The following is a 24,644-nucleotide window of genomic DNA, read 5'->3' as shown; positions in this document are numbered from 1 at the left end:
AGGGGCAGGAATAAAGGATATTCAGGAGAAAATGTGCGCTATATCCGACAGTTATGCTGTGTAAGCTTACTCTGCTTAAGCGGATCTGCCGTCGCCGCGAACGTCCGTCTACAGGTCGAAGGGTTATCGGGACAACTGGAAAAGAACGTTCGTGCACAGCTTTCAACAATTGAAAGTGATGAAGTGACGCCAGACCGTCGCTTTCGCGCACGCGTCGATGATGCCATCCGCGAAGGTCTGAAAGCGCTGGGTTATTACCAGCCGACCATTGAATTTGATCTCCGTCCACCGCCAAAGAAAGGGCGGCAGGTATTGATCGCCAAAGTCACGCCAGGCGTGCCGGTGTTAATTGGCGGCACCGATGTGGTATTGCGCGGCGGCGCGCGGACCGATAAAGACTATTTGAAATTGCTCGATACTCGCCCGGCGATTGGCACTGTGCTGAACCAGGGCGATTATGAAAATTTCAAAAAGTCCTTAACCAGCATTGCGTTGCGTAAAGGTTATTTCGATAGCGAATTTACCAAAGCGCAGCTGGGCATTGCGCTTGGCCTGCATAAAGCCTTCTGGGATATTGATTATAACAGTGGCGAACGTTATCGCTTTGGGCATGTGACCTTTGAAGGATCACAAATCCGCGATGAATACTTGCAAAATCTGGTGCCGTTTAAAGAGGGCGATGAGTACGAGTCGAAAGATCTCGCGGAACTGAACCGCCGACTTTCTGCTACCGGCTGGTTTAACTCGGTGGTGGTGGCACCACAATTTGATAAAGCGCGCGAAACGAAAGTATTACCGTTGACGGGCGTGGTTTCGCCGCGCACAGAAAACACCATCGAAACCGGTGTCGGTTACTCTACGGACGTGGGACCGCGCGTGAAAGCGACGTGGAAAAAGCCGTGGATGAACTCATACGGTCACAGTTTGACCACCAGTACCAGTATTTCCGCGCCGGAACAGATCCTCGACTTCAGCTATAAAATGCCGCTGCTGAAGAACCCGCTGGAACAATATTATTTGGTGCAGGGCGGTTTTAAGCGCACTGACCTGAACGATACCGAGTCTGACTCCACGACGCTGGTGGCTTCTCGCTACTGGGATCTTTCCAGCGGCTGGCAGCGTGCCATTAACCTGCGCTGGAGTCTCGACCACTTTACCCAGGGTGAAATTACCAACACCACGATGCTGTTTTATCCGGGGGTGATGATTAGCCGCACGCGTTCTCGTGGTGGCCTGATGCCAACCTGGGGCGACTCGCAACGCTACTCTATCGACTACTCCAACACGGCCTGGGGCTCAGATGTCGATTTCTCCGTTTTCCAGGCGCAAAACGTCTGGATCCGTACACTGTACGATCGCCATCGTTTTGTTACGCGCGGTACGTTGGGCTGGATTGAAACGGGTGACTTCGACAAAGTACCGCCGGATCTGCGTTTCTTCGCCGGGGGCGACCGCAGTATTCGTGGCTATAAATACAAATCTATCGCCCCGAAATACCCGGACGGCGACCTGAAAGGGGCCTCGAAGTTGATAACCGGCTCGCTGGAGTACCAGTACAACGTCACCGGAAAATGGTGGGGCGCGGTGTTTGTCGATAGCGGCGAAGCGGTGAGCGATATCCGTCGTAGTAACTTTAAAACTGGCACCGGGGTTGGCGTGCGCTGGGAATCGCCAGTCGGGCCAATCAAACTCGATTTTGCCGTACCGGTCGCGGATAAAGACGAACACGGGTTACAGTTTTACATCGGTCTGGGGCCAGAATTATGAGTTTATGGAAAAAAATCAGCCTCGGCGTGGTTATCGTTATCTTACTGTTGCTGGGATCGGTGGCGTTTCTGGTGGGCACCACCAGCGGCCTGCATCTGGTATTTAAAGCGGCAGATCGCTGGGTGCCGGGGCTGGATATTGGCAAGGTCAGCGGCGGCTGGCGCGATCTCACCTTGTCTGATGTTCGTTATGAGCAGCCAGGCGTGGCGGTAAAAGCGGGCAATCTCCATCTGGCGGTCGGGCTTGAGTGCCTGTGGAACAGTAGCGTTTGTATTAATGACCTGGCGCTGAAAGACATTCAGGTCAACGTCGACAGTAAAAAAATGCCCCCTTCTGAACAGGTTGAAGAAGAAGACAGTGGGCCGCTGGATCTCTCCACGCCGTATCCCATCACCCTGACGCGGGTGGCGCTGGATAACGTCAACATCAAGATTGATGACACCACGGTATCGGTGATGGACTTCACCTCCGGCCTGAACTGGCAGGAGAAAACCCTGATCCTGAAACCGACGTCGCTGAAAGGCCTGTTGATTGCTTTGCCGAAAGTGGCGGAAGTGGCGCAGGAAGAAGTGGTCGAACCGAAGATTGAAAATCCGCAGCCGGATGAAAAACCGCTCGGCGAAACGCTGAAAGATCTCTTTTCTCGCCCGGTATTGCCGGAAATGACCGACGTGCATTTGCCGCTCAACCTGAATATTGAAGAGTTTAAGGGCGAGCAGCTGCGCGTGACGGGCGACACGGACATCACCGTGCGCACCATGCTGCTGAAAGTGAGCAGCATTGACGGCAATACCAAACTGGACGCCCTGGATATCGACTCCAGTCAAGGGATCGTCAACGCCAGCGGCACGGCGCAGCTATCAGACAACTGGCCGGTGGATATCACCCTCAACAGCACACTGAACGTGGAGCCGTTGAAAGGTGAAAAGGTGAAGCTGAAAGTGGGCGGCGCACTGCGCGAACAGCTGGAGATAGGCGTTAACCTTTCCGGTCCGGTGGATATGGATTTACGCGCCCAGACGCGACTGGCAGAAGCCGGATTGCCACTCAACGTGGAAGTGAACAGCAAACAGCTTTACTGGCCGTTCACTGGTGAGAAACAGTATCAGGCGGATGATCTGAAATTGAAACTCACCGGTAAAATGACCGATTACACGATCTCTATGCGTACGGTAGTGAAGGGGCAGGAGATCCCGCCCGCGACCATTACCCTTGATGCCAAAGGCAATGAACAGCAGGTCAATCTCGACAAACTCACCGTCGCGGCGCTGGAAGGGAAAACTGAACTCAAGGCGCTACTCGACTGGCAGCAGGCAATTAGCTGGCGCGGTGAGTTAACACTTAATGGCATTAACACCGCGAAAGAGTTCCCTGAGTGGCCGTCGAAACTCAATGGTTTGATTAAAACGCGCGGTAGTCTGTATGGCGGCACCTGGCAGATGGACGTGCCGGAGTTGAAGCTGACCGGTAACGTCAAACAGAACAAAGTGAACGTTGACGGCACGCTGAAAGGCAACAGTTACATGCAGTGGACAATCCCTGGGTTGCATCTGGAACTGGGGCCAAACAGTGCCGAAGTGAAAGGTGAACTGGGGGTAAAAGATCTCAATCTTGATGCCTCCATCAACGCGCCGGGGCTGGATAATGCGCTACCAGGACTGGGTGGTACAGCGAAAGGGTTGGTGAAAGTACGCGGCACGGTGGAAGCGCCACAACTACTGGCAGATATCACCGCGCGCGGTCTGCGCTGGCAGGAACTTTCCGTGGCGCAGGTTCGCGTAGAAGGTGATATCAAATCCACCGACCAGATTGCGGGTAAACTCGACGTGCGCGTTGAGCAAATCTCGCAGCCGGATGTGAATATCAACCTCGTCACCCTGAATGCGAAAGGTAGTGAAAAGCAGCATGAGTTACAGTTGCGGATTCAGGGCGAACCGGTTTCCGGGCAGCTTAATCTGGCAGGCAGTTTTGATCGCAAAGAAGAACGCTGGAAGGGAACACTTAGCAATACCCGCTTCCAGACACCAGTCGGTCCGTGGACGCTGACCCGTGATATTGCGCTGGACTACCGCAATCAGGAGCAAAAAATCAGCATCGGGCCACACTGCTGGCTTAACCCGAATGCAGAACTGTGCGTGCCGCAAACCATTGATGCCGGGGCTGAAGGGCGTGCGGTGGTGAATCTCAACCGCTTCGACCTGGCCATGCTGAAACCGTTTATGCCAGAAACCACTCAGGCCAGCGGTATCTTCACGGGTAAAGCGGATGTCGCATGGGACACCACGAAAGAAGGGCTGCCACAGGGGAGTATCACCCTTTCGGGGCGTAACGTGCAGGTAACGCAAACCGTCAACGATGCGGCGCTGCCCGTGGCGTTTCAGACGCTGAATCTGACAGCGGAGTTGCGTAACAACCGTGCCGAACTGGGCTGGACCATCCGCCTGACCAATAACGGCCAGTTTGATGGTCAGGTGCAGGTGACCGATCCGCAAGGCCGCCGTAATCTTGGTGGCAACGTTAATATCCGTAACTTCAACCTTGCGATGATAAACCCCATCTTTACCCGTGGGGAAAAAGCAGCGGGGATGGTGAGTGCTAACTTACGTCTGGGTGGTGATGTGCAAAGCCCGCAGTTGTTTGGTCAGCTCCAGGTTACGGGTGTGGATATCGACGGCAACTTTATGCCGTTTGATATGCAGCCGAGCCAGCTTGCGGTTAATTTTAACGGTATGCGCTCGACGCTTGCCGGTACTGTGCGGACCCAACAGGGAGAAATCTACCTGAGTGGTGACGCCGACTGGAGCCAGATTGAAAACTGGCGGGCGAGGGTAACCGCGAAAGGCAGTAAGGTACGGATCACCGTGCCGCCGATGGTACGAATGGATGTATCCCCAGATGTTGTATTCGAGGCTACACCAAACCTGTTTACCCTTGATGGTCGCGTGGATGTCCCGTGGGCGCGCATCGTAGTGCACGATCTGCCGGAAAGCGCGGTGGGCGTCTCCAGCGATGTGGTGATGCTTAACGATAACCTGCAACCGGAAGAGCCGAAAACGGCGTCGATTCCGATTAACAGCAACCTGATTGTCCACGTTGGCAACAATGTGCGCATTGACGCCTTTGGCCTGAAAGCGCGGCTGACGGGCGATCTTAACGTCGTACAGGATAAACAAGGGCTGGGCCTGAACGGGCAGATCAACATCCCTGAAGGGCGCTTCCATGCCTATGGTCAGGATCTGATTGTGCGTAAGGGTGAGTTACTGTTCTCTGGTCCGCCGGATCAACCGTATCTTAATATCGAAGCTATTCGTAACCCGGATGCTACAGAAGACGACGTAATCGCCGGAGTTCGCGTTACTGGTCTGGCGGACGAACCGAAAGCGGAGATCTTCTCTGACCCGGCCATGTCGCAACAGGCCGCGCTTTCCTACCTGCTACGTGGACAAGGGTTGGAGAGCGATCAGAGTGACAGTGCGGCGATGACCTCAATGCTGATTGGTCTGGGGGTTGCACAAAGTGGTCAGATTGTGGGTAAAATCGGCGAGACGTTTGGCGTAAGCAATTTAGCGCTCGACACAGAGGGAGTAGGCGACTCCTCCCAGGTGGTGGTCAGCGGCTATGTATTGCCAGGTCTGCAAGTGAAATACGGCGTGGGTATATTTGACTCAATAGCAACACTCACGTTACGTTATCGCCTGATGCCTAAGCTATATCTGGAAGCCGTGTCTGGTGTAGACCAGGCACTGGATTTGCTCTATCAGTTCGAGTTTTAGCAATGCGAATATTTGTCTACGGCAGTTTACGCCACAAACAAGGCAACAGTCACTGGATGACCAATGCCCAGTTACTGGGCGATTTCAGTATCGATAACTACCAGTTGTATAGCCTGGGCCACTATCCAGGCGCAGTTCCGGGGAACGGAACAGTACACGGTGAAGTTTATCGTATTGACAACGCCACGCTGGCCGAACTTGATGCCTTGCGCACCAGGGGCGGTGAATACGCGCGCCAGTTGATTCAGACGCCGTACGGGAGTGCATGGATGTACGTTTATCAACGACCCGTCGATGGATTAAAGCTAATTGAAAGCGGCGACTGGTTAGACAGGGATAAGTAATAATAAAAGCACGCCACCTTCGGGTGGCGTTGTTTTATGCGATGTATCTCGCGATTTTTTTTGTAACTTCCCCATCTTTAGCTTTTCTCTCCGAGCCGCTTTCCATATCCGTAAACGCATAAAAAACTCTGCTGGCGTTCACAATTATGCAGGGGTAAAACGGGTGCACGCTTTGAACGGTGAGAATGAGTGAGGTCGGCTAATTTCCAGCAAGCGGCTATGAACAGCAAAATGGTGGTCGAATTTAGTTTGTTCTTACCGTTCAAGCCTTGCAATCGCTGAGAATAATGATGGTGGAATAGAGAGTTTATATATTGCGGGCATAAAAAACCCTTACTAACCGAAGCCCGGCGTTCAGGGTTATGGCACTAGAAGAACTTATTTATTCTTGGCGCGCTCGAAGGAGGCAACGATTTCAGCTTTAGCGGCTTCTGCGTTTTCCCAGCCTTCAACTTTCACCCACTTGCCTTTTTCGAGGTCTTTGTAGTGCTCGAAGAAGTGAGCGATCTGTGCTTTCAGCAGTTCAGGCAGATCGTTAACGTCTTTAATGTGATCGTATTCTTTGCTCAGCTTGCTGTGCGGAACCGCAACCAGTTTCGCATCTTCACCGGCTTCGTCGGTCATTTTCAGAACGCCAACCGGACGGCAACGGATCACAGAACCCGGCTGCAGCGGGTACGGAGTCGGGACCAGTACGTCAACCGGGTCACCGTCCAGAGACAGGGTGTGGTTGATGTAACCGTAGTTGCACGGATAGAACATCGCGGTGGACATGAAGCGGTCAACGAACAGTGCGCCGCTCTCTTTGTCGATTTCGTATTTGATCGGATCTGCGTTAGCCGGGATCTCAATAACAACGTAGATGTCTTCCGGCAGATCTTTACCCGCAGGGACGTTGAGTAAGCTCATGTCTGTTTCCTTTAAAAATATGTGGCAAACAAGTGCCGAGTATTATAGCCAACTCGCGCCGAATGTCTTCGCTTGTTTTCGTCTTCATTTTCCTTTTTAGCCAGTTTTAAGGTGGTTTAAAGAGCAGGAAAATCCATAACCGTAGCCGCATTTTTCATAGTGAGATGAAAGCGATTACAAACTTGTGATTAACGTTTTATTTACTTTTTTGAAGTGTGATGTAACGCAATCCGTTACATAACGAATTGTCTATAGTTTTTTCGCGAACATCTTTTCACCAATAATAATTACCCCGACGAGGACAACCCTATGTGGAAACGCTTACTTGTAGTCTCTGCAGTCTCGGCAGCCATGTCGTCTATGGCGTTGGCTGCTCCATTAACCGTAGGATTTTCGCAGGTCGGATCGGAATCCGGCTGGCGTGCCGCTGAAACCAACGTGGCGAAAAGTGAGGCCGAAAAACGCGGTATCACGTTGAAAATTGCCGATGGTCAGCAAAAGCAGGAAAACCAGATTAAAGCGGTACGTTCCTTCGTTGCACAAGGGGTGGATGCGATCTTTATCGCTCCGGTGGTAGCGACGGGTTGGGAACCGGTATTAAAAGAGGCGAAAGATGCCGAAATCCCGGTCTTCTTGCTTGACCGTTCCATCGATGTGAAAGACAAATCTCTCTATATGACCACCGTCACTGCCGACAACATCCTCGAAGGCAAATTGATCGGTGACTGGCTGGTAAAAGAAGTGAATGGCAAACCATGCAACGTGGTGGAGTTGCAGGGCACCGTTGGGGCCAGCGTCGCCATTGACCGTAAGAAAGGCTTTGCCGAAGCCATTAAGAATGCGCCAAATATCAAAATTATCCGCTCGCAGTCAGGTGACTTCACCCGCAGCAAAGGCAAAGAAGTGATGGAGAGCTTTATCAAAGCGGAAAACAACGGCAAAAACATCTGCATGGTTTACGCCCATAACGATGACATGGTGATTGGTGCAATTCAGGCAATTAAAGAAGCGGGCCTGAAACCGGGCAAAGATATCCTGACAGGCTCTATCGACGGCGTGCCGGACATCTACAAAGCGATGATTGATGGCGAAGCGAACGCCAGCGTTGAACTGACGCCGAACATGGCAGGCCCCGCTTTTGATGCGCTGGAGAAATATAAAAAAGACGGCACCATGCCTGAAAAGCTGACCCTGACCAAGTCCACCCTTTACCTGCCTGATACTGCAAAAGAAGAGTTAGAGAAGAAGAAAAACATGGGGTATTGAGGGACATCAATACCTGATGCCGACTTGTGGGCCGCCGGATAAGGCATTCACGCCGCATCCGGCGGTTGTGCGAGATGCCTGATGCGACGCTGTTGTGTCTTATCTGGCGCACGCTTTACAACGGGGGAAACTATGAATACTAACCAACACCAGGAAATCCTCCGCACCGAAGGATTAAGTAAATTTTTCCCCGGCGTCAAAGCGTTAGACAACGTTGATTTCAGCCTGCGCCGTGGTGAAATCATGGCGCTGCTCGGTGAAAACGGGGCGGGAAAATCAACGCTAATCAAAGCATTAACCGGTGTCTACCACGCCGATCGTGGCACCATCTGGCTGGAAGGCCAGACTATCTCACCGAAAAATACCGCCCACGCACAACAACTCGGCATCGGCACCGTCTATCAGGAAGTCAACCTGCTACCCAATATGTCGGTTGCTGATAATCTATTCATAGGTCGCGAACCCAAACGTTTCGGCCTTCTACGCCGTAAAGAGATGGAAAAGCGCGCCACCGAACTGATGGCATCTTACGGTTTCTCCCTCGACGTGCGGGAACCGCTCAACCGCTTTTCGGTGGCGATGCAGCAAATCGTCGCCATTTGTCGGGCCATTGATCTCTCCGCCAAAGTGCTGATCCTCGATGAACCTACCGCCAGCCTCGACACTCAGGAAGTAGAGTTACTGTTTGGCCTGATGTGTCAGTTGCGTGATCGCGGCGTCAGCCTGATCTTCGTTACTCACTTTCTCGATCAGGTCTATCAGGTCAGCGATCGGATCACCGTCTTACGCAACGGCAGTTTCGTAGGCTGTCGGGAAACCCGCGAGCTACCGCAGATCGAACTGGTAAAAATGATGCTGGGGCGCGAGCTGGACACCCACGCGCTACAGCGTGCCGGACGAACATTGTTAAGCGACAAACCCGTTGCCGCGTTCAAAAATTACGGCAAAAAAGGAACGATCGCACCGTTTGATCTCGAAGTACGCCCCGGCGAGATCGTTGGCCTGGCAGGCTTGCTGGGATCAGGACGTACCGAAACCGCCGAAGTGATCTTCGGGATCAAACCTGCTGACAGCGGCACGGCGTTGATCAAAGGCAAACAGCAAACCCTGCGATCGCCACATCAGGCTTCGGTACTGGGTATCGGCTTCTGCCCGGAAGACAGGAAAACCGATGGCATCATCGCCGCCGCCTCGGTGCGGGAAAATATCATCCTCGCTCTCCAGGCCCAGCGCGGCTGGCTACGACCGATTTCCCGCAAAGAACAGCAAGAGATTGCCGAACGCTTTATCCGCCAGCTTGGCATTCGCACACCTTCCACTGAACAACCGATTGAATTTCTCTCCGGCGGCAATCAGCAAAAAGTGTTGCTTTCACGTTGGCTACTGACCCGACCGCAATTTCTGATCCTCGATGAGCCAACGCGCGGCATTGACGTTGGTGCGCATGCCGAGATCATCCGCCTGATTGAAACGCTGTGCGCTGATGGTCTGGCGCTGCTGGTGATCTCCTCTGAACTGGAAGAGCTGGTGGGCTATGCCGATCGGGTGATTATCATGCGCGATCGCAAACAGGTGGCGGAGATCCCGCTGGCAGAGCTTTCCGTTCCGGCGATCATGAACGCCATTGCGGCGTAAGGAGAACAGTGTGATGCCTCAATCTCTCCCTGACACTACGCCGCCGAAAAGGCGCTTTCGCTGGCCAACAGGAATGCCGCAGCTGGCGGCGCTATTGCTGGTGTTGCTGGTCGATAGCCTAGTGGCCCCGCATTTCTGGCAGGTGGTGCTTCAGGATGGGCGTTTGTTCGGTAGTCCTATCGACATTCTTAATCGCGCCGCCCCCGTTGCGCTACTGGCGATTGGTATGACGCTGGTGATCGCCACCGGTGGGATTGATCTCTCCGTGGGGGCGGTGATGGCTATCGCCGGAGCCACAACAGCTGCGATGACGGTCGCGGGATTCAGCCTGCCGATTGTTTTGTTAAGCACCCTGGGCACTGGCATCCTGGCGGGATTGTGGAACGGCATACTGGTAGCGATCCTCAAAATTCAGCCGTTTGTTGCCACCCTGATCCTGATGGTCGCCGGGCGCGGCGTGGCGCAACTGATCACCTCCGGACAGATCGTCACGTTTAACTCGCCGGATCTCTCATGGTTTGGCAGCGGATCGCTGGTGTTCCTGCCAACACCAGTCATTATTGCGGTACTGACGCTTCTCCTCTTCTGGCTGTTGACCCGCAAAACGGCACTGGGGATGTTTATCGAAGCTGTTGGTATCAACATTCGGGCGGCAAAAAATGCCGGAGTCAACACGCGGATCATCGTCATGCTCACCTACGTGTTGAGCGGGCTATGTGCGGCGATTGCGGGCATTATCGTGGCGGCGGATATTCGCGGTGCCGATGCCAATAACGCCGGGTTATGGCTGGAACTGGACGCCATTCTTGCGGTGGTGATTGGCGGTGGATCGCTGATGGGCGGGCGCTTTAACCTGCTGCTCTCAGTGGTAGGGGCGCTGATTATTCAGGGGATGAACACCGGGATCTTGCTTTCTGGCTTTCCGCCGGAGATGAACCAGGTGGTGAAAGCGGTGGTGGTGCTTTGCGTGCTGATTGTTCAGTCGCAACGCTTTATCAGTCTGATTAAAGGAGTGCGTAGCCGTGATAAAACGTAACTTGCCACTGATGATCACCATCGGCGTCTTTGTGTTGGGCTATCTCTACTGCCTGACGCAGTTCCCCGGTTTTGCTTCCACAAGAGTGATCTGCAATATCCTGACCGATAACGCCTTTCTGGGGATTATTGCCGTCGGCATGACCTTTGTGATCCTCTCCGGAGGGATCGATCTCTCCGTCGGTTCGGTGATCGCCTTTACCGGCGTGTTTCTGGCAAAAGTGATTGGCGATTTCGGCCTCTCGCCGCTGCTGGCGTTTCCACTGGTGCTGGTGATGGGCTGTGCCTTTGGCGCATTTATGGGGCTTTTGATCGACGCCCTGAAGATCCCGGCGTTTATCATTACTCTGGCAGGAATGTTCTTTTTGCGTGGCGTCAGCTATCTCGTTTCGGAAGAGTCGATCCCGATAAATCATCCTGTTTATGACACGCTCTCAAGCCTTGCATGGAAAATCCCTGGCGGCGGTCGCTTAAGTGCGATGGGGCTGCTGATGCTTGCGGTGGTGGTTATCGGCATATTCCTCGCGCATCGTACCCGTTTTGGTAATCAGGTATACGCCATTGGCGGCAACGCAACGTCGGCGAACCTGATGGGGGTTTCCACTCGCAGCACCACTATTCGCATTTATATGCTCTCCACCGGGCTGGCAACACTGGCGGGGATAGTCTTCTCGATTTATACCCAGGCCGGATATGCGCTGGCGGGCGTAGGTGTGGAACTGGACGCTATCGCCTCAGTAGTGATTGGCGGTACGTTGTTAAGTGGTGGGGTAGGAACGGTGCTGGGAACGCTTTTTGGCGTGGCGATTCAGGGGCTCATTCAGACTTATATCAACTTTGATGGCACGCTAAGCTCCTGGTGGACGAAAATCGCCATCGGCATTTTGCTGTTCATTTTTATTGCCTTACAGCGTGGATTAACGGTGCTGTGGGAGAATCGCCAGAGTTCGCCAGTGACAAGAGTCAATATTCCGCAGCGATAAAAACGCCTCTCCGTATGGAGAGGCGCAGGAGATTACGCGTCCGGGAACTCACGGATAAAGCGTTCGACATCTTCAACCATATGGTCATTGCCGACAAAGAACGAACGGCGCTGGTGCAGGGTTTCCGGGATGATATCCAGAATACGCTCTTTGCCATCACTCGCTTTACCGCCCGCTTGTTCCGCCAGGAATGCCATCGGGTTGCACTCATACAGCAAACGCAGTTTGCCGTCCGGGTGGCTGGCGGTGCTTGGGTAGAGATAAATCCCACCTTTCAGCAGGTTACGGTGGAAATCCGCGACCAGTGAACCGATATAACGTGAGGTATATGGACGGTTGGTGGACTTATCTTCTTCCTGGCAGAATTTAATGTACTTCTTCACCCCGTTTGGAAACTTAATGTAGTTCCCTTCGTTGATGGAGTAAGTTTTGCCTTTCTCCGGGAAGCGCATCCGTTCCTGGCACAAGCAGAAAACGCCAAGCGAAGGATCGTAAGTAAAGGCGTGAACACCGCATCCGGTGGTGTAAACCAACATGGTAGAGGAGCCGTATACCACGTAACCTGCCGCAACCTGTTTGTTACCAGGCTGGAGGAAGTCTTCTTCCGTTACCGGCGTACCGACAGGGGTAACACGGCGGTAAATGGAGAAAATGGTACCGACAGAGACGTTAACATCGATGTTGGACGAGCCATCCAGTGGGTCCATCAGCACCACGTATTTTGCGTGTTCACAGCCTTCAAAGACGACAATCTCATCTTCTTCTTCAGAGGCAATGCCCGCAACGATATCGCGTGCTTTAAGTGCGGCTTTCAGTTTTTCATTAGCGAACAAGTCGAGTTTCTGCTGAACCTCGCCCTGCACGTTCTCAGCACCGCTGGCACCCAGGATATCAACCAGTCCTGCTTTGTTGATATCGCGATGGATAATCTTGGCGCCCAGTTTTATTGCCGACAGCAAAGCAGTGAGCTCACCGGTAGCATGAGAAAACTCGTGCTGCTTTTCGACAATAAATTCACCTAACGTTTTCATAAAACTTTCCCTGCAATGTTTATGGAGTAAAGCGACCGCAACAATCTTAACAAATAATCTCAATGTCGCGCTCAGGTGAATCGCGCCAGCAAATTACGGATTATCCTGAAATGCGTTTCTCACTTGCCCGACATATGCGTAAAATGAGCGGCAGATTAAAAAAGGATAGTGACGTATGCGCATTCATATTTTAGGAATTTGTGGCACATTTATGGGCGGTCTGGCGATGCTGGCGCGCCAGTTAGGCCATGAAGTAACGGGTTCGGACGCCAATGTGTATCCGCCGATGAGCACCTTACTTGAGAAGCAAGGCATTGAACTGATTCAGGGTTACGATGCCAGCCAGCTCGACCCGCAGCCGGATCTGGTGATCATTGGCAACGCCATGACCCGTGGAAATCCGTGTGTGGAAGCGGTACTGGAAAAAAACATCCCTTATATGTCTGGCCCGCAGTGGCTGCACGATTTTGTGCTGCGTGACCGCTGGGTGTTGGCCGTTGCCGGTACACACGGCAAAACCACCACGGCGGGAATGGCGACCTGGATTCTGGAACAGTGTGGCTATAAACCGGGTTTTGTGATCGGCGGTGTTCCGGGGAACTTTGACGTTTCGGCACGTTTAGGCGAAAGCAACTTCTTTGTTATCGAAGCGGATGAGTATGACTGCGCCTTCTTCGACAAACGCTCTAAATTTCTCCATTACTGCCCGCGTACGCTGATCCTCAACAACCTTGAGTTCGATCATGCCGATATCTTTGACGACCTGAAAGCGATCCAGAAACAGTTCCACCATCTGGTGCGTATCGTTCCGGGGCAGGGGCGTATTATCTGGCCGGAAAACGACATCAACCTGAAACAAACCATGGCGATGGGCTGCTGGAGCGAGCAGGAGCTGGTGGGCGAGCAGGGGCACTGGCAGGCGAAAAAGCTAACCACTGACGTTTCCGAATGGGAAGTCTTGCTGGATGGCGAAAAAGTGGGCGAAGTGAAATGGTCGCTGGTGGGCGAACATAATATGCATAACGGCCTGATGGCGATTGCGGCGGCCCGTCATGTTGGCGTAGCGCCGGCAGATGCTGCTAACGCGCTGGGTTCGTTTATTAACGCTCGTCGTCGTCTGGAGTTGCGCGGTGAAGCAAATGGCGTGACGGTGTATGACGATTTTGCCCATCACCCGACGGCGATTCTGGCAACGCTGGCGGCGCTGCGCGGCAAAGTTGGCGGTACGGCGCGCATTATTGCCGTGCTGGAACCGCGCTCAAACACCATGAAAATGGGGATCTGCAAAGACGATTTGGCACCTTCATTAGGTCGTGCCGATGAAGTCTTCCTGCTGCAACCGGCGCATATTCCGTGGCAGGTCGCAGAAGTGGCAGAAGCCTGCGTTCAGCCTGCACACTGGAGTGGCGATGTTGATACGCTGGCAGATATGGTGGTGAAAACCGCTCAGCCTGGCGACCATATTCTGGTGATGAGCAACGGCGGTTTTGGTGGAATTCATCAGAAACTGCTGGATGGGCTAGCGAAGAAAGCGGAAGCCGCGCAGTAATTCTGCCTCAGCCTGATATAGTGTGTGTAGGCCGGATAAGGCGTTCACGCCGCATCCGGCATTTGAGCATAGTGCCTGATGCGACGCTTGATGCGTCTTATCAGGCCTACAGGTGCACCGCATCCGGCAAACCATACTCACATCAACAACGAAAATTACCCTTCGTTTTCCGCTAACTCACGCAGATACTGGAAAATCTGGCGCGCGGATTTCGGCGGCTTATTCCCTTCTTTCTCTTTCTTCGCGTTGCGGATCAGAGTACGCAGTTGCTGACGATCGGCATCGGGCCACAGATTTAATACTTCAGCGATGGCGTCATCACCCTGGTCGATCAGACGATCGCGCAGGTTTTCCAGTTTATGGAACAACACCACCTGCTGGTTGTGGCGATTTTTCAGCTTATCCAGCGCCTGACGGATCGGTTCTACGTCGCGCTGGCGCAGCATCTTACCGATGAGCTGCAACTGGCGGCGGCGACCTTCCATCTTAATACGCTGGGCGAGCTCAATAGCCGCGCGCAGATCCGCGTCTAACGGGATCTTATCCAGCGCGTTTTTCCCCAGATCAACAATTTCTGCGCCAAGGCGTTTTAGCTCCTCGGCATCACGTTTAATTTCACTTTTACTGACCCAGATAATTTCATCGTCTTCGTCTTCGATGTCATCACCGGGAACGTCGTCGAGCCAGTCTTCGGGCTGCTTAGTCATCTCAGGCTCCTTAAAAAAAGAGGCTAATGTTACCAGTTAAGATGCGCACTGAAAAACGGTTCTCTGTTAGACTTCAGAGAAACTCTCTACATTATGGCACTTGCAATGAAAGTAATCTCTCAAGTTGAAGCGCAGCGCAAGATTCTGGAAGAAGCAGTTTCCACTGCGCTGGAGTTGGCCTCAGGCAAATCGGACGGTGCGGAAGTTGCCGTCAGCAAGACCACCGGCATTAGCGTTAGCACGCGATATGGCGAAGTGGAGAATGTCGAATTCAATAGCGATGGCGCGCTGGGGATCACTGTTTATCACCAGAACCGTAAAGGTAGCGCATCGTCTACCGATTTAAGCCCGCAGGCCATTGCCCGCACCGTACAGGCAGCGCTGGATATTGCTCGTTACACTTCGCCAGATCCCTGTGCCGGCGTGGCAGACAAAGAGCTGCTGGCCTTTGATGCGCCGGATCTCGACTTGTTTCACCCTGCGGAAGTTTCCCCGGATGAAGCTATTGAACTGGCGGCTCGCGCAGAACAGGCAGCATTACAGGCGGATAAACGCATCACCAATACCGAAGGCGGCAGTTTTAACAGCCACTACGGCGTAAAAGTTTTCGGCAACAGCCACGGCATGTTGCAGGGTTACTGCTCAACGCGTCATTCGCTCTCCAGTTGTGTAATCGCCGAAGAAAATGGCGATATGGAGCGTGATTACGCCTACACCATTGGGCGTGCGATGAGCGATCTGCAGACGCCAGAGTGGGTTGGGGCCGACTGTGCGCGCCGTACTTTATCGCGCCTGTCACCGCGTAAACTTTCTACCATGAAAGCGCCGGTGATTTTTGCCAATGAAGTGGCAACAGGGTTGTTTGGTCATTTGGTGGGGGCGATAGCGGGTGGATCGGTTTACCGTAAATCCACCTTTCTGCTGGATTCGCTGGGTAAACAAATTCTGCCAGATTGGCTGACTATTGAAGAGCATCCGCATTTGCTGAAAGGGCTGGCATCGACGCCATTCGACAGCGAAGGTGTGCGCACCGAGCGCCGCGATATTATTAAAGATGGCATTCTGACCCAGTGGCTGCTGACCAGCTATTCGGCGCGGAAACTGGGGCTGAAAAGCACCGGACATGCGGGCGGTATTCACAACTGGCGGATTGCCGGGCAAGGGCTAAGCTTCGAACAAATGCTCAAAGAGATGGGCACCGGGCTGGTGGTGACGGAGCTGATGGGCCAGGGCGTGAGTGCCATTACCGGTGATTATTCCCGTGGTGCTGCGGGCTTCTGGGTAGAGAATGGCGAAATTCAGTATCCGGTTAGCGAAATCACCATCGCAGGTAATTTAAAAGATATGTGGCGCAATATTGTCACCGTCGGTAACGATATTGAAACACGCAGCAATATACAGTGTGGTTCTGTGCTGTTGCCGGAGATGAAAATCGCCGGGCAGTAAAAAAAGGCGCGACCTGCCGCGCCATAAACTAAAAAATTACACAAAATCATTCGCGCTGCATCGAGACGGAAAGTGAATGAGAGCCGGGGAGCGTACTCGTAGTACGTGACCCGGTCGAATGAGCGTAGCCGTCGATGAGGCAGTGTGAAGGATGAAGTGTAAATAAAAAAGGAAGTGAGCAATGCGTAAAAGCCTGTTAGCTATTCTTGCAGTCTCCTCGTTGGTATTCAGTTCGGCGTCGTTTGCCGCTGATCTTGAAGACAATATGGAAACCCTCAACGACAATTTAAAAGTGGTCGAAAAAGCCGATAACGCGGCGCAAGTCAAAGACGCGTTAACCAAAATGCGCGCAGCGGCGCTGGATGCGCAAAAAGCAACGCCGCCGAAGCTCGAAGGCAAATCGCCAGACAGCCCGGAAATGAAAGACTTCCGCCACGGTTTCGATATTCTGGTCGGTCAGATTGACGACGCGCTGAAGCTGGCAAATGAAGGTAAAGTAAAAGAAGCGCAGGCTGCCGCAGAGCAACTGAAAACGACCCGCAACGCCTATCACCAGAAGTATCGTTAATTCCTTATTTCCCTGTTGCCTGCACTCAGGTAACAGGGAACTTATCATCGCAAATGATGCACCACCTGATTGCTGCTGCCGCGCCAGATCAGGGAAGGGTCTTTTAGATCCTGCATAAATTTGCCGTCGACCAGCACGTTAATCAAATCAACAACCTGCATTTGCGCAGCGTTGAGTTCGTCGAGTTTATAGCCTGTCCACACCCAGATGTCTTTACCCGGACATTCGGCGCGGATGCGTTGTACCAGTTTCAGAATATCCGGCACGTTTTGCGGATGCAGCGGATCGCCGCCGGAGAGGGAAATACCCTGGCGTTTGATGCGGGTGTCATTCAGATCGTTAATGATCTGGTCTTCCATTGCTTTGGTAAATGGCTGACCGGAATTTACCCGCCAGGTGCTTTTGTTATAGCAACCGGGGCATTCATGAACACACCCGGAGACAAACAGGGTGCAGCGAGTGCCGGGGCCGTTGACGATGTCGACAGGATAGTACTGATGATAATTCATTATTTCGCCTGGCTTATCAGTCCGCGTGTAGGCGGTATCAGGCAATCAACGCCTGATGCGACGCTGTTGCGTCTTATCAGGCCTACAGCCGTTGCCAAATGTAGGCCGGATAAGGCGTTTACGCCACATCCGGCATTTGCTTAGCGCAGAGTGAAGATTAACCGATCTGCCCATTTCCCAAATGTTTAACGCGGCGCTTAACTTCTTCCTGCTTACCAGCGTTAAACGGACGCGCATCCGGGCTACCTAAATATCCGCACACGCGGCGAGTCACCGACACACGGGAGGCGTCATGGTTACCACATTTCGGGCAGGTGAAGCCTTTACTGGTGCACTCAAACTCACCGGTAAAACCACACTCGTAACACTCATCAATCGGCGTATTGGTGCCGTAATACGGTACATGCTGATAGCTGTAATCCCAGACATCTTCCAGCGCCTTCAGGTTGTGCTGAATGTTTGGATATTCGCCGTAGCAAATGAAGCCACCGTTCGCCAGCGGCGGGTAAGGCGCTTCAAAGTCGATCTTGTCGTACGGGTTCACCTTCTTCTCCACATCGAGGTGGAAACTGTTGGTGTAGTAACCTTTATCAGTCACGCCCGGCACCACGCCAAACTCCGCGGTATCGAGACGGCAGAAGCGGTCGCACAGGTTTTCACTTGGCGTGCTGTAGAGACTGAAACCGTAACCCGTTTCTTCTTTCCACTGATCCACCGCCTGACGCAGACGTTCAACAATGGCGATACCTTTCGCGCGCAGCTGCTCGTTATCATACACATGCTCGCCGCCAAACAGCGCGTTAATGGTTTCGTGGATGCCGATGTAACCCAGCGAAATAGACGCACGACCGTTTTTGAAGATTTCAGAAACGTCGTCGTCAGCATTCAGACGAACGCCACAAGCACCTTCCATATAGAGGATCGGGGCCACGCGCGCTTTAACGCCTTCGAGACGAGCGATACGGGTCATCAGCGCCTTACGTGCCAGCACCAGACGTTCATCCAGCAGCTTCCAGAAGGTGGCTTCATCGCCTTTCGCTTCCAGCGCAATGCGCGGCAGGTTCAGGCTGATCACGCCGAGGTTGTTACGACCATCGTGGATCTGTTCGCCGTTTTCATTTTCCCACACGCCGAGGAAGCTACGGCAGCCCATCGGGGTTTTAAACGAACCGGTGACTTTCACTACCTGATCGTAGTTCAGGATATCCGGATACATGCGCTTGCTTGCGCACTCCAGCGCCAGCTGTTTGATGTCGTAGTTCGGATCGCCTTTTTTATGGTTCAGGCCATCGCGAATCGCAAACACCAGTTTCGGGAACACCGCAGTTTTGCGGTTTTTACCGAGGCCCGCGATACGGTTACGCAGGATAGACTCCTGAATCAGGCGAGACTCCCAGCTGGTGCCCAGACCAAAACCAAAGGTCACAAACGGTGTTTGACCGTTGGCGGTGTGCAGGGTGTTTACTTCGTACTCCAGCGACTGGAAGGCATCGTAGCACTCTTTGATGGTACGAGAGTTAGCGTAACCTTCGGCGTCCGGGATGTTCCACTCTTCTGCGGTCTTGCGGTGTTTGTTGTAGCTGGCGGTGACAAACGGTGCCAGCACTTCATCGATACGGTTAATGGTGGTGCCGCCATAAATATGACTGGCGACCTGAGCAATAATCTGCGCTGTTACCGCGGTTGCCGTAGAGATCGACTTCGGTGGTTCAATCTCGGCGTTACCCATCTTAAAGCCCTGGGTCAGCATACCTTTCAGGTCGATCAACATGCAGTTGAACATCGGGAAGAACGGCGAGTAATCGAGATCGTGATAGTGAATATCGCCACGCTCATGCGCCTGCACCACGTCACGCGGCAGCAGGTGCTGACGCGCATAGTGTTTAGCCACAATCCCGGCCAGCAGGTCGCGCTGGGTTGGAATTACCTTGCTGTCTTTGTTGGCGTTTTCGTTGAGCAACGAGGCGTTGGTCTGCTCGACCAGACCACGGATCTCCTGATTCAGGCGACCGCGTTTTTCACGTTCAATGTCGCGATCGTGACGGTACTCGATGTAAGCACGAGCCAGTTGTTTGTATGGACCCGACATCAGCTGGTTTTCAACGGCGGTCTGGATCTCGTTGATATCCACCTGGCTGCGGCCCTGCATCTGCTCGCTGACAACCGCGGCAACAGTGGCGCAATAATCTGCATCATCGACTTCCGCTGCTTTAGCTGCACGCAGAATCGCTTCTTTGATGCGCTCTGATTTAAACGGCACTTTGCAGCCGTCTCGTTTCATCACATGCGGTGTCATGATCGCTCCATATTTTTAAGAACAGGTTATCCACAGAAATTGGGAAAGGTGTTTTCCGGTTTTTTCGTTTCGTTTTCCGGCGCTTTCCGCAATCGCCATCCGCTTATCCACAACGCCGCACCTTTTTCGTGGGGAGCTGTAGTAGCAATTATAGTCGATTAATACAACATATTGGGTCGGGACGCATTTTAAAGTCTATATATAGTGCTTTGCATCAAGGATGTTTGAACTTTTTTTGATGTAGCTCAAAGTAAAAAGCAGAGCGTACGGATGACGGGCGCTACAGCGTTATGTAAATTTTTTAATGAATTTTTTGATTATAAAATCAACAAAAACAACATACTGAAAGGCAAAACCCCGGAATGACCAGTATTACCGGGGCTTAGCGGATACTTACTTCTGTAACCACCAGACGGCCTCAAAAGGCCGTAAAGTCATGGCACAGGGTTGTGCTGAGGCTTCTTCGTAGTTATGCATCACAAGCTGCCAGTTTCCGCGCATTTGCCCTGGCTGCCAGGGTTGGATCTCACGGCTAAGGTTGGCAATGACCAGCAAGGTTTGCCCTTTCCATTCACGGCGATAGCACCACAATACAGGGCTGTCTGGCAGCAGATCCTGGTAATTGCCCCATGTCAGGACGGCTTCTTGCTTACGCAGTGCGATTAACTTTTGGTAGGTGTAAAACACCGAGGACTCATCGGCCAGCGCAGCTTCTACGTTGATTTCTTGATAGTTATCGCCCAGGCCAATCCACGGTTCACCCGTTGTAAACCCGGCATTATCGCCGTTGCTCCATTGCATTGGCGTGCGACTATTGTCACGGGATTTACTGGCGAGGATTGCCAATAACTCGTCGGCGTCACGCCCATCGTTGCGCAGTTCGGCAAACATATTGAGGCTCTCCACGTCGCGATAGTCAGTAATGCGCGTGAAATGTGGGTTAGTCATGCCAATCTCTTCGCCCTGATAGATATATGGCGTTCCCTGCATGCCATGCAGCACCATCGCCAGCATTTTTGCCGCAGGTTCGCGGTAGTCCCCTTCATCACCAAAACGAGAAACAATGCGCGGCTGATCGTGGTTACACCAGAACAAGGCATTCCATGCCACGTTGTGCATTCCTTGTTGCCAGTGGCGGAACAATGCTTTCAACGCCACAAAGTCAGGTTTAGCCAGCGTCCATTTTTCACCACCGGGATAATCGACCTTCAGGTGATGAAAATTAAAGGTCATCGACAATTCACTGCCTGTTAGTGCCGCGTATCGCTGGCAATGCTCAAGGCTGGTGGAGGACATTTCACCCACGGTCATTAACCCGCGTGGAGTAAACACATCGCGGTTCATCTCGTGCAAAAACTCGTGTGCTCGTGGCCCGTCGGTGTAGAAGCGCCGCCCGTCGCCATCCAGGTCATTAGGAAAACGCGGATCTTTAGAGATCAAATTCACTACATCCAGGCGTAACCCGTCGACCCCGCGATCGGCCCAGAACTCACAGACTTTTTTCAGCTCGGCGCGTACCGCCGAATTCTCCCAGTTGAGATCCGCCTGTTCTGGTGCAAAGAGATGCAAATAGTACTGTTCGCTTTCCGCATGCCAGCGCCACGCACTACCGCCAAATTTTGAACGCCAGTTATTCGGTGGCGTTTCTGGTTCACCATCGCGCCAGATATAAAACTGGCGGTAAGGGCTTTCTTTGCTCAGCGCCTCACGAAACCAGGCATGTTGGGTAGAAGTATGATTAAACACCATATCGAGAATGATACGAATGCCGCGTGATTTCGCCTGCGTCACCATTTCGTCAAAATCGTCCAGCGTACCGTAAGTGGGATCTATCGCCGTATAGTTCGCTACGTCGTATCCGTTATCGACCTGGGGAGAGACATAAAAGGGGGTTAGCCAGATAGCATCGACGCCCAGGTTATGCAGATAGTCCAGGCGTTGGATAACGCCACGTAAATCACCGGTGCCGCTACCCGTGGTGTCCTGAAAACTCTTGGGATAAATCTGGTAGATAACGCCGTTTTGCCACCAGTGGGGAAGATTCGTCATTACGTTATTCCTGCAAATGCGAGGGGGCGCAATTGCGCCCCGAAGAAAATTAAACAATGTCCAGCGTGCCCAGGCGGTATTTCCGCTGGTAGATAAATGAGGTGAGTACAATCGGGATGATGATGGCGATAGCCATTGCCAGCGCAAACACTTGCCAATAGCTCGGTTGAATAGAGAGAATTCCCGGCAGGCCGCCTACGCCGATGCCATTCGCCATAACGCCGTTCAGACCGCATAGCAATCCTGCCAGACCAGAACCAATCATCGCGCACAGCATCGGGAAGCGATATTTCAGGTTGATGCCGTACATTGCAGGCTCAGTGACCCCAAGCCAGGCGGAGATAGCGGCAGGCACGGAGATCTCGCGTTCATTGTTCTTGCGGCTGGAAATGATAATGCCTATCACGGCGGAGCCCTGAGCGATATTCGACAGCGCAATAAGCGGCCACACTGGCGTGCCACCCATGCTTTGAATCATCTGCAAATCTATAGCAAGCGTGGTCTGGTGTACGCCGGTGATCACCAGCGGTGCGTAAAGGAAGCCAAACAATGCCGCACCAATGGGGGCAAAGCTGCCGGTCATCAGGTGACGCACCGCAAAGGCAACGCCATCGCCAATCATGCGACCAAACGGACCAATCAGCGCATGGGCGAGGAACACCGCGAGGATCAGCGAACAGACCGGCACCACCACCAGATAGAGGTAATCCGGCACGATACGCTTAAGGCGAGTTTCTATCACGCCCAGCGCCAGCCCGGCTAACAGTGCCGGAATAACCTGTGCCTGATAGCCCACTTTGGCGATGCTGAACATGCCAAAGTTCCATACTTCCGGCAGCTGCTGCCCGAGCAGATAAGCGTTCATCAACTGTGGGGAAACCAGCGTCACGCCAAGCACGATACCGAGGATCGGCGTGCCGCCCATTTTTTTCACCGCTGACCAGCAAATTCCGACCGGCAGGTAGAAGAAGATCGCTTCACCGATCAACCATAGAAAATCGTAGATCGTTTGCAGGGAAGGGTACATTTGCGCCAGCGCTTGACCGTTGCTCATGGGCAAATCGCCGATCACATTGCGAAAACCGAGGATCAAACCACCACTAATCAACGCGGGCAGCAGCGGGAAGAAGATCTCTGCGAAATGAGAGATCAACTGCTCATGCCATTTCATATTCTGCCGGGCGGCTTTTTTCACCTGCTCTTTATCAACCTGCGCCTGTCCGGTCGTCGCTATCAGCGCTTGATAGTAATCACCCACGTTGGTGCCAATTACCACCTGAAATTGCCCGGCATTGGTGAAACAGCCTTTCACCATGGGGAGTTGCTCAATCTCTTTCGGTCTGGCATTGGCCGGTTGGTTGAGGACAAAGCGCAGGCGAGTAATACAGTGGCTCACCGTCGCAATGTTGCCGCGCCCGCCGACCAGTTCAATCAACCGATCGATATCCGTTTGGTTTATTTTGCTCATCATAAAGCCCCATGGCAGATGACATTTTTGGTTGGCTGCAGAATATAGTGCGCGGAAAAATTTAAAAACGGGAACGTTCCCGAAACGCAGCGAAGATCACAATTTATCGTTCAGGAAACGATCAGGATAGGGTGGCAGGGATGATGATTTGTTGCGGTTCGCTGCGCCCGGTTACCTGCGCAATTAACTGGCTGGCCGCCTGGCGTCCGGCTTCGGCGTAACCTGGGTCAACGGTGACGATCTCCGGATGGAGGAATTTCATTAACGGTGTATTACCGACGCTCGCCAGTTGCAAGGTGTCGATGCGTTGCTCTTGCAAGTATTTACTTGCGCCAAGTGCCAGCGTGTCGGTTGCGCACAGTAACGCGGTGGTTTCAGGGGTAATCACTTTTGCGACATTCTCATAGCCTTGCTTCATCGCAAGGCCTGGCAGGGCGGCGACGGGATGAAGTTTATGCGCTTTGCAGTACGCCAGGTAGGCTTCGTGACGTCGCTTACCGGTCGTCACGTCACTGTGCGGTACGCCGAGATAACTGATATTACGATGCCCCTGGTCATACAGCCGTTGCATCAGGATTTTGATTGCCCCTTCGTCGTCATAACAGACCGAAGCAAAGCCTTTTGCGTCACGCGCCAGCAGAACCAGCGATGACTGCCAGTGGGCTAACATGTCTTCTGTTATGCCGGTAAAACCGAACAGCACTACGCCGTCGATATTACGCCGTTTCAGCACCCCCAAATGTTCGGCAACTAATTGCGGAGAAAACTGACTTTCCATCATGATCGGGTCGTAACCTTGTTCATAGAACGCTGGCAGCATGGTTTGGACGGCGAGATTTTCTGACAACGAATCCAGACGGGTAACAATGATGGCGACCACTTTATCGCTTTGCCCACGCATAGCGCGCGCGGAGCGGGAAGGGGAAAATCCATGCTGATTCATCACTGCTTCCACGCGCTCGCGCGTGCGCTGACTCACGCCGCTTTCGTTATTCAGCACTCGGGAAACCGTAGATTTCCCCACGCCGCTTAAGCGCGCGATGTCTTTGATGGTCAGCCGATTTTGCATCCTGTTGTCCCGTAATTGCGTTTCATTATTTGAGCCTAACTTTACCCGTGCATTCAGCAATGGGTAAAGTCTGGTTTATCGTTGGTTTAGTTGCCAGTAGGTATTATATCGCCATAAATGCCACGAATATTATTGGATTCTCCTTATTATTTGCGGCGCTTTTTTCACTTACCGGAGGTTATATGGAACCTGATCCCACGCCTCTCCCTCGACGGAGATTAAAACTTTTCCGGTAAGCCC

19 protein-coding genes are annotated in these 24,644 nt (G+C 52.9%); 11 read left to right on the top strand and 8 right to left on the bottom strand.

Going from position 1 to position 24,644, the window contains the following annotated elements; genetic code table 11:
* Nucleotides 1–33: 33 nt before the first annotated feature.
* The 3 genes from tamA to AACU19_RS13550 are packed head-to-tail and all read left to right on the top strand — an operon-like array spanning nucleotide 34 to nucleotide 5,884.
* The gene (gene tamA / locus AACU19_RS13560) at nucleotides 34–1,767 is read left to right on the top strand and encodes an autotransporter assembly complex protein TamA (protein ID WP_105279036.1); all 1,734 of its coding nucleotides are present in this window, start codon (nucleotides 34–36) and stop codon (nucleotides 1,765–1,767) included.
* Nucleotides 1,764–5,540, top strand: coding sequence for an autotransporter assembly complex protein TamB (gene tamB, locus AACU19_RS13555; RefSeq protein ID WP_105279035.1), 3,777 nt, complete (start codon nucleotides 1,764–1,766; stop codon nucleotides 5,538–5,540). Before tamA ends, tamB begins: the two co-directional genes overlap by 4 nt.
* A 2-nt stretch (nucleotides 5,541–5,542) precedes the next feature.
* Nucleotides 5,543–5,884, top strand: coding sequence for a gamma-glutamylcyclotransferase family protein (locus AACU19_RS13550; protein WP_001219160.1), 342 nt, complete (start codon nucleotides 5,543–5,545; stop codon nucleotides 5,882–5,884).
* Nucleotides 5,885–6,262: 378 nt separating this feature from the next.
* On the opposite strand, the gene ppa is transcribed toward AACU19_RS13550, so the two are convergent.
* A complete protein-coding gene (gene ppa, locus AACU19_RS13545) occupies nucleotides 6,263–6,793 on the bottom strand; it encodes an inorganic diphosphatase (protein ID WP_000055075.1) in 531 nt (176 codons plus the stop codon).
* A 309-nt stretch (nucleotides 6,794–7,102) separates the two neighbouring features.
* Here ppa and ytfQ point away from each other — a divergent pair, with 309 nt between their 5' ends.
* The 4 genes from ytfQ (at nucleotide 7,103) to yjfF (ending at nucleotide 11,712) form a co-directional block, all read left to right on the top strand.
* Complete coding sequence (ytfQ, locus tag AACU19_RS13540; RefSeq protein WP_000265933.1) at nucleotides 7,103–8,059, top strand: galactofuranose ABC transporter substrate-binding protein YtfQ; 957 nt, start codon at nucleotides 7,103–7,105, stop codon at nucleotides 8,057–8,059.
* Nucleotides 8,060–8,191: 132 nt separating this feature from the next.
* Nucleotides 8,192–9,694 (top strand): galactofuranose ABC transporter, ATP-binding protein YtfR, encoded by a 1,503-nt coding sequence (gene ytfR / locus AACU19_RS13535; RefSeq protein WP_105279034.1) that lies wholly within the window; start codon nucleotides 8,192–8,194, stop codon nucleotides 9,692–9,694.
* Nucleotides 9,695–9,707: 13 nt separating this feature from the next.
* The gene (gene ytfT / locus AACU19_RS13530) at nucleotides 9,708–10,730 is read left to right on the top strand and encodes a galactofuranose ABC transporter, ATP-binding protein YtfT (protein WP_123057663.1); all 1,023 of its coding nucleotides are present in this window, start codon (nucleotides 9,708–9,710) and stop codon (nucleotides 10,728–10,730) included.
* Nucleotides 10,717–11,712, top strand: a complete 996-nt coding sequence (gene yjfF, locus AACU19_RS13525) for a galactofuranose ABC transporter, permease protein YjfF (RefSeq protein ID WP_105279033.1) — start codon at nucleotides 10,717–10,719, stop codon at nucleotides 11,710–11,712. Before ytfT ends, yjfF begins: the two co-directional genes overlap by 14 nt.
* 32 nt (nucleotides 11,713–11,744) lie before the next feature.
* On the opposite strand, the gene fbp is transcribed toward yjfF, so the two are convergent.
* A complete protein-coding gene (gene fbp, locus AACU19_RS13520) occupies nucleotides 11,745–12,743 on the bottom strand; it encodes a class 1 fructose-bisphosphatase (protein ID WP_000853753.1) in 999 nt (332 codons plus the stop codon).
* Nucleotides 12,744–12,918: 175 nt separating this feature from the next.
* On the opposite strand from fbp, the gene mpl reads away from it, so the two are divergent.
* A complete protein-coding gene (gene mpl / locus AACU19_RS13515) occupies nucleotides 12,919–14,292 on the top strand; it encodes a UDP-N-acetylmuramate:L-alanyl-gamma-D-glutamyl-meso-diaminopimelate ligase (protein WP_105279032.1) in 1,374 nt (457 codons plus the stop codon).
* A gap of 155 nt (nucleotides 14,293–14,447) precedes the next feature.
* Here mpl and yjgA read toward each other — a convergent pair whose 3' ends face one another.
* On the bottom strand, nucleotides 14,448–14,999 hold the full coding sequence (yjgA, locus tag AACU19_RS13510; protein WP_000166270.1) for a ribosome biogenesis factor YjgA: 552 nt from the start codon (nucleotides 14,997–14,999) through the stop codon (nucleotides 14,448–14,450).
* A gap of 93 nt (nucleotides 15,000–15,092) precedes the next feature.
* Here yjgA and pmbA point away from each other — a divergent pair, with 93 nt between their 5' ends.
* Nucleotides 15,093–16,445, top strand: coding sequence for a metalloprotease PmbA (gene pmbA, locus AACU19_RS13505; RefSeq protein WP_001162171.1), 1,353 nt, complete (start codon nucleotides 15,093–15,095; stop codon nucleotides 16,443–16,445).
* Between the two features lie 181 nt (nucleotides 16,446–16,626).
* On the top strand, nucleotides 16,627–17,013 hold the full coding sequence (gene cybC, locus AACU19_RS13500; RefSeq protein ID WP_001232246.1) for a cytochrome b562: 387 nt from the start codon (nucleotides 16,627–16,629) through the stop codon (nucleotides 17,011–17,013).
* Between the two features lie 44 nt (nucleotides 17,014–17,057).
* On the opposite strand, the gene nrdG is transcribed toward cybC, so the two are convergent.
* The 5 genes from nrdG to treR all read right to left on the bottom strand — a co-directional run bounded on the left by nrdG (nucleotide 17,058) and on the right by treR (nucleotide 24,461).
* A complete protein-coding gene (gene nrdG / locus AACU19_RS13495) occupies nucleotides 17,058–17,522 on the bottom strand; it encodes an anaerobic ribonucleoside-triphosphate reductase-activating protein (protein ID WP_001106232.1) in 465 nt (154 codons plus the stop codon).
* A gap of 157 nt (nucleotides 17,523–17,679) precedes the next feature.
* Nucleotides 17,680–19,818: an anaerobic ribonucleoside-triphosphate reductase gene (gene nrdD / locus AACU19_RS13490; protein ID WP_000187805.1), complete on the bottom strand. Its 2,139-nt coding sequence runs from the start codon at nucleotides 19,816–19,818 to the stop codon at nucleotides 17,680–17,682.
* 393 nt (nucleotides 19,819–20,211) lie between these two features.
* On the bottom strand, nucleotides 20,212–21,867 hold the full coding sequence (treC, locus tag AACU19_RS13485; protein WP_105279031.1) for an alpha,alpha-phosphotrehalase: 1,656 nt from the start codon (nucleotides 21,865–21,867) through the stop codon (nucleotides 20,212–20,214).
* 49 nt (nucleotides 21,868–21,916) lie between these two features.
* The gene (gene treB, locus AACU19_RS13480) at nucleotides 21,917–23,338 is read right to left on the bottom strand and encodes a PTS trehalose transporter subunit IIBC (RefSeq protein WP_105279030.1); all 1,422 of its coding nucleotides are present in this window, start codon (nucleotides 23,336–23,338) and stop codon (nucleotides 21,917–21,919) included.
* A 118-nt stretch (nucleotides 23,339–23,456) separates the two neighbouring features.
* The gene (gene treR, locus AACU19_RS13475) at nucleotides 23,457–24,461 is read right to left on the bottom strand and encodes a trehalose operon repressor TreR (RefSeq protein WP_255757230.1); all 1,005 of its coding nucleotides are present in this window, start codon (nucleotides 24,459–24,461) and stop codon (nucleotides 23,457–23,459) included.
* Nucleotides 24,462–24,586: 125 nt separating this feature from the next.
* On the opposite strand from treR, the gene mgtL reads away from it, so the two are divergent.
* Complete coding sequence (mgtL, locus tag AACU19_RS13470) at nucleotides 24,587–24,640, top strand: mgtA regulatory leader peptide MgtL (RefSeq protein ID WP_001387276.1); 54 nt, start codon at nucleotides 24,587–24,589, stop codon at nucleotides 24,638–24,640.
* Nucleotides 24,641–24,644 lie beyond the last annotated feature (4 nt).

The sequence above is a fragment of the Escherichia sp. MOD1-EC4550 genome (assembly GCF_963876935.1).
Taxonomy (GTDB): domain Bacteria; phylum Pseudomonadota; class Gammaproteobacteria; order Enterobacterales; family Enterobacteriaceae; genus Escherichia; species Escherichia coli_F.
Note: the sequence above shows the minus strand (reverse complement) of the source record. Positions and strands in the feature narration are given on the sequence as shown.

What these genes read in the sequence shown, in the direction of transcription:
- tamB (WP_105279035.1), top strand. Translation starts at nt 1,764, where the DNA reads ATGAGTTTATGGAAAAAAATCAGCCTCGGCGTGGTTATCGTTATCTTA.
- AACU19_RS13550 (WP_001219160.1), top strand. Translation starts at nt 5,543, where the DNA reads ATGCGAATATTTGTCTACGGCAGTTTACGCCACAAACAAGGCAACAGT.
- ppa (WP_000055075.1), bottom strand. Translation starts at nt 6,793, where the DNA reads ATGAGCTTACTCAACGTCCCTGCGGGTAAAGATCTGCCGGAAGACATC.
- ytfQ (WP_000265933.1), top strand. Translation starts at nt 7,103, where the DNA reads ATGTGGAAACGCTTACTTGTAGTCTCTGCAGTCTCGGCAGCCATGTCG.
- ytfR (WP_105279034.1), top strand. Translation starts at nt 8,192, where the DNA reads ATGAATACTAACCAACACCAGGAAATCCTCCGCACCGAAGGATTAAGT.
- ytfT (WP_123057663.1), top strand. Translation starts at nt 9,708, where the DNA reads ATGCCTCAATCTCTCCCTGACACTACGCCGCCGAAAAGGCGCTTTCGC.
- fbp (WP_000853753.1), bottom strand. Translation starts at nt 12,743, where the DNA reads ATGAAAACGTTAGGTGAATTTATTGTCGAAAAGCAGCACGAGTTTTCT.
- mpl (WP_105279032.1), top strand. Translation starts at nt 12,919, where the DNA reads ATGCGCATTCATATTTTAGGAATTTGTGGCACATTTATGGGCGGTCTG.
- yjgA (WP_000166270.1), bottom strand. Translation starts at nt 14,999, where the DNA reads ATGACTAAGCAGCCCGAAGACTGGCTCGACGACGTTCCCGGTGATGAC.
- pmbA (WP_001162171.1), top strand. Translation starts at nt 15,093, where the DNA reads ATGGCACTTGCAATGAAAGTAATCTCTCAAGTTGAAGCGCAGCGCAAG.
- cybC (WP_001232246.1), top strand. Translation starts at nt 16,627, where the DNA reads ATGCGTAAAAGCCTGTTAGCTATTCTTGCAGTCTCCTCGTTGGTATTC.
- nrdG (WP_001106232.1), bottom strand. Translation starts at nt 17,522, where the DNA reads ATGAATTATCATCAGTACTATCCTGTCGACATCGTCAACGGCCCCGGC.
- nrdD (WP_000187805.1), bottom strand. Translation starts at nt 19,818, where the DNA reads ATGACACCGCATGTGATGAAACGAGACGGCTGCAAAGTGCCGTTTAAA.
- treC (WP_105279031.1), bottom strand. Translation starts at nt 21,867, where the DNA reads ATGACGAATCTTCCCCACTGGTGGCAAAACGGCGTTATCTACCAGATT.
- treB (WP_105279030.1), bottom strand. Translation starts at nt 23,338, where the DNA reads ATGATGAGCAAAATAAACCAAACGGATATCGATCGGTTGATTGAACTG.